This window comes from Bradyrhizobium sp. P2_E8 (assembly GCF_056403875.1).
In genome coordinates this window covers 1-4,642 of record NZ_JBFUES010000613.1, presented here as the reverse complement: position 1 = coordinate 4,642, position 4,642 = coordinate 1, and the positions used below count along the sequence as shown (strand labels likewise).

General features: G+C 66.1%; 4 protein-coding genes and 1 pseudogene. 4 read left to right on the top strand and 1 reads right to left on the bottom strand.

Annotated elements, in window-relative coordinates; all coding sequences use genetic code 11:
• Nucleotides 1-192 (top strand): inorganic phosphate transporter (locus tag AC1D00_RS27920; protein WP_477012869.1); only part of this gene is annotated, 192 nt, incomplete at its 5' end.
• 72 nt (nucleotides 193-264) lie between these two features.
• Here AC1D00_RS27920 and AC1D00_RS27915 read toward each other — a convergent pair.
• Nucleotides 265-1,437: a M20 aminoacylase family protein gene (locus AC1D00_RS27915; RefSeq protein ID WP_477012868.1), complete on the bottom strand. Its 1,173-nt coding sequence runs from the start codon at nucleotides 1,435-1,437 to the stop codon at nucleotides 265-267.
• Between the two features lie 200 nt (nucleotides 1,438-1,637).
• Here AC1D00_RS27915 and AC1D00_RS27910 point away from each other — a divergent pair, with 200 nt between their 5' ends.
• From AC1D00_RS27910 to AC1D00_RS27900, 3 genes and pseudogenes are all read left to right on the top strand, one after another.
• Nucleotides 1,638-3,257 carry a GMC family oxidoreductase gene (locus AC1D00_RS27910; protein WP_477012867.1) on the top strand — a complete coding sequence of 540 codons (1,620 nt, stop codon included), beginning with the start codon at nucleotides 1,638-1,640 and terminating at the stop codon, nucleotides 3,255-3,257.
• Nucleotides 3,258-3,269: 12 nt separating this feature from the next.
• Nucleotides 3,270-4,151, top strand: a complete 882-nt coding sequence (locus AC1D00_RS27905) for an alpha/beta fold hydrolase (protein WP_477012866.1) — start codon at nucleotides 3,270-3,272, stop codon at nucleotides 4,149-4,151.
• Between the two features lie 228 nt (nucleotides 4,152-4,379).
• Nucleotides 4,380-4,642, top strand: a pseudogene (locus tag AC1D00_RS27900) (metallophosphoesterase); the annotation flags it as partial.

The following is a 4,642-nucleotide window of genomic DNA, read 5'->3' as shown; positions in this document are numbered from 1 at the left end:
GCCGACGTGTTCGGCCTGCCGGTCTCGACCACCCACGTGCTGTCGTCAGGCGTCGCCGGCACCATGGCCGCGAACGGCTCGGGCCTGCAGATGGCGACCATCCGCAACCTGCTGATGGCCTGGGTGCTGACGCTGCCCTGCGCGATCATGCTGTCTGCCACGCTCTACGTGATCTTCTCGCGGATCTTCTGAGCCGATCAGATCCTCAAAACAAAGGGCCCGTGCGATGCACGGGCCCTTTTCATATGTGCTTCTGGATACCCTTTAAGACGCCGCGAGCGATTCCTCGACCAGCTTGACCCAGTAGGACGTGCCGAACACGATCGCCTCGTCGTTGAAATTGTAGGCGGGGTGGTGCAGGCCGGCGCTGTCGCCGTTGCCGCAGAAGATGAAGGCGCCGGGGCGCGCTTCCAGCATATAGGCGAAATCCTCGCCGCCCATCAGCGGGGGCATCTCGTGCACGTTGGCATCGCCCGCGACCTGCCTCGCGATACGCCGCGCCACCTCGGTCTCCGCGGCGTGGTTGTTCACGACGGGATAGTTGCGCTTGTAGTGCAGGTCGATCTTCGCGCCGGTGATCTGCGCCACGCCCGCCACCACTTCGTGCACGCGCTTCTCGACCAGCTTGCGCACCTCCGGCGACAGCGTGCGGATGGTGCCCCTCAGCGTCGCGGTCTGCGGAATGACGTTGCGGGCATTGCCGGCGTGGAATTCGCAGATCGAGATCACGGCGGATTCCAGCGGATCGACGCTGCGCGCGACGATCGACTGCAAGGCCGTGATCACCTGCGCGCCGACCAGCACGGAATCGATGCATTTGTGCGGACGGGCGGCATGGCCGCCGAGGCCCTCGATCATGATGTCGACCTCGTCGGTCGCCGCCATGATCGGGCCCGGCCGGATCGCGAACGAGCCGATCGGGATGCCCGGGCCGTTGTGCATGCCGTAGACCTGCTCGATGCCGAAGCGCTCCATCAGCCCGTCCTTGACCATGGCCGCGCCGCCGGCACCGCCCTCCTCGGCCGGCTGGAAGATCACGACGGCATCGCCGGCGAAGTTGCGGGTCTCGGCGAGGTAGCGCGCCGCCCCAAGCAGCATCGCGGTGTGGCCGTCATGGCCGCAGGCGTGCATCTTGCCCGGAGTCTTCGAGGCGTAAGGCAGGTTGGTCTGCTCCTCGACCGGCAGCGCGTCCATGTCGGCGCGCAGGCCGATGCTCTTGAGCCCTTCGCCGGCCGGCTTGCTGCCCTTGATCACGCCGACCACGCCGGTCTGGCCGAGGCCGGTCACGACCTCATCGCAGCCGAATTCACGCAGGCGGTCCGCGACGAATGCTGCGGTGCGGTGAACGTCATACAGCAACTCGGGGTGCTGGTGGATGTCCCGGCGCCAGGCCTGAATATCGGGTTGAAGGTCGGCGACGCGGTTCACGATGGGCATGGATGGTCTCAAGCTCTGTGGGAATACAGGACTGTCTACCATGCAAGCCGCAGTCCACCTAACCGCTACGGATCGGGGGGAGCCCTGTCCTCTCGTCATGGCCGGGCTTGTCCCGATCCGCTGCGTCTGCCTATTAGGACAGAAAGCGCGTGGATGTCCGGGACGAGCCCGGGCATGACGCCTGTTTGGGTGGAAGCAGAATGCCAAGGCGGCTTGAAGGTGAGTTTGACTACATTGTCGTTGGGGCGGGCACGGCGGGCTGCATTCTCGCCAACCGCCTGTCGGCCGATCCGAAAAACCGCGTCCTCATTCTCGAAGCCGGCGGCGACGACAACTGGATCTGGTTCCACATTCCGGTCGGCTACCTCTTCGCGATCGGCAATCCGCGCTCGGACTGGATGTTCAAGACCGAGGCCGAGCCGGGCCTGAACGGCCGCGCGCTGGCCTATCCCCGCGGCAAGGTGATCGGCGGCTGCTCGGCGATCAACGCCATGATCTCGATGCGCGGACAGGCCGCCGATTACGACCACTGGCGTCAGCTCGGCATGACCGGCTGGGGCTATGACGACGTGCTGCCACTGTTCAAGCGGCTCGAGGACCACTTCCTTGGACCAAGCGAGCATCATGGCGCCGGCGGCGGCTGGCGCATCGAGCCGCCGCGGATATCGTGGGACGTTCTCGACGCCGTCGGCGATGCCGCAGAAGAAATGGGCATCAAGCGCATCCCGGATTTCAACACCGGCGACAACGAAGGCACCAGCTATTTCCACGTCAACCAGAAGCGCGGCCGGCGCTGGTCGTCGGCGCGCGGCTTTCTCAAACCGGCACTGAACCGGCCCAATCTGCGGCTCGAGAAGCACGTGCTGGTCGACCGCCTCATCATCGAGCAGGGCCGCGCCGTGGGCGTGCGCTTCATCCAGAACGGCGAGGTCATCGAGGCGCGTGCGAAGCGCGAGGTGGTCCTGTCGGCAGGCGCGATCGGCTCGGTGCAGGTGCTGCATCGCTCCGGCATYGGGCCTGCCGACTGGCTGTCGCCGCTCGGCATCGACGTGGTGATGGACAAGCCCGGCGTCGGCCGCAATCTTCAGGATCATCTCCAACAGCGCGCGATCTACAAGGTCGAGGGCGTGCGCACGCTGAACGAGACCTATTACAACCTGTTCCGCCGCGGCCTGATGGGGCTCGACTACGCCTTTCGCCGCCGCGGTCCGCTGACCATGGCGCCGTCGCAGCTCGGCATCTTCACGCGCTCCGATGCAACACGCGCACGCGCCAACATCCAGTTTCACGTGCAGCCGCTGTCGCTCGACAAGTTCGGCGATCCCCTGCACCGCTTCCCCGCCATCACGGTGAGTGCCTGCAATCTCCAGCCGACCTCGCGCGGCACCGTACGGCTGCGCGCAGCGAGCCCGGACGAGAAGCCGATCATCGCACCGAACTATCTGTCGACCGACGACGACCGCCGGGTCGGCGCTGACGCCATCCGCACCACCCGGCGGCTGATGCAGCAGAAGGCGCTCGCAAAATATCGCCCGAGCGAATATCTGCCTGGCCCTTCCGTCGGTGACGACGATGCGTCACTCGCCAAAGCCGCGGGCGATATCGGCACCACCATCTTCCATCCCGTCGGCACCGCGAAGATGGGCGCGGCGAGCGATCCGATGGCGGTGGTGGACGAACGGTTGCGCTTCTACGGCCTCAGCCGCCTTCGCATCGTCGATGCCTCGATCATGCCGACGATCACGTCGGGCAACACCAATACGCCGACCGCGATGATCGCCGAGAAGGGCGCGACGATGATCCTGGAGGATGCGAAGTAGCATCCTGTCCCCATGATCAATCCACATCGCTTCGCCATCGGCCCCACTGATGCGCAGATCGCGATGCTGCGATGGGGCGAGAACGGGAGACCACCCGCCCTGCTCGTGCACGGCACCGGTTTCGTCGCCGACGTCTGGGACGAGGTCGCGCGCGAGCTCGCATCGACCTACACCGTCTACGCGCTCGACCGCCGCGGCCACGGCGCGAGCCACAAGCCCGATGCCTATCATTTCCTTGATTTTGCCGAGGACGTCTGCCGGGTGATCGATGCGCTCGATCTGCGCGACATCTACGGCATCGGCCACAGCGCAGGTGCGACCGATCTCCTGCTCGCGACGAAACTTCGGCCAGGACGCTTCACGCGCCTGTTCGTGATGGAGYCGACCGTCATGGACCCGCGCGCGCCACGGTCCGGAGGATTGAACGAAGAGTCCCTCGCCCGCGTCCAGGGCACGCTGCGTCGGCGGGCCGAGTTCGACAGTGCCGACACCGTGTTCGAACGCTACCGCACCGCGCTGGCGTTTGCCGATTGGACCGAGACCTCGCTCCGGGCCTATGTGCAACACGGCTTCGTGCCGCTCGACGATGGCCGTGTCCGGCTCTGCTGCACACCCGAGATCGAGTACGCGATGCTGCGTCCGATCTACGAGGCGATGGAGCAGGTTTACGTTGGCGATGCCCGCGGCAACCCGTTTGCAGGGCTCGCCAAGATCGAATGCCCTGTCCGCGTCACGACTGCCGTGAAGTCGGGGCCGATCTACAAGGAGATGGCGCGACGCGCCGTGTCGCTGATTCCGCGCGTCAGCACGCTGGTCTTTGAGGGCGCCGGGCACTGCGTGGCGCAGGAAGTGCCGGAACGCGTAGTCGAGGCTGTGCGAGAGTTCGCGAAATAGGTCTCTTGCCCCGGACGCAGCGCAGCACGCCGTGGTGCGCTGCTGAGCCGGGGCCCAGACCGCCCGAGCCGCATGGGTCCCGGCTCTGCAACGCACCGCCAAGAGGCGCTGCGTCGCGTCCGGGACACGAAACATTGCTCACGAAAACGTCATCGCATTCCGCGAATAAACCGGCCCCACCCCCAATCACCTCCCCGAAGCCCAATTCCGGGCGAGAGGAGGCGTGCGATGAGCGGACACGATCACGGGGACGACGGCGTCAGCCGACGCAAGGTGCTGGAATGCATGACCTGGGCCGGCACCGGGGTGCTCTGGACCGTCACGGGCGGCGTGCCGCGCTCGCTCGGCATCATCGATTCCGCGCAAGCTGCGACCGCGGCAGCGCCCGGCATGAGCTTCCTCCAGATCAGCGACAGCCATGTCGGCTTCGACAAGCCGGCCAACCCCAATGCACTCGGCACGCTCGAGGAAGCCGTGGGCAAGATCAACGC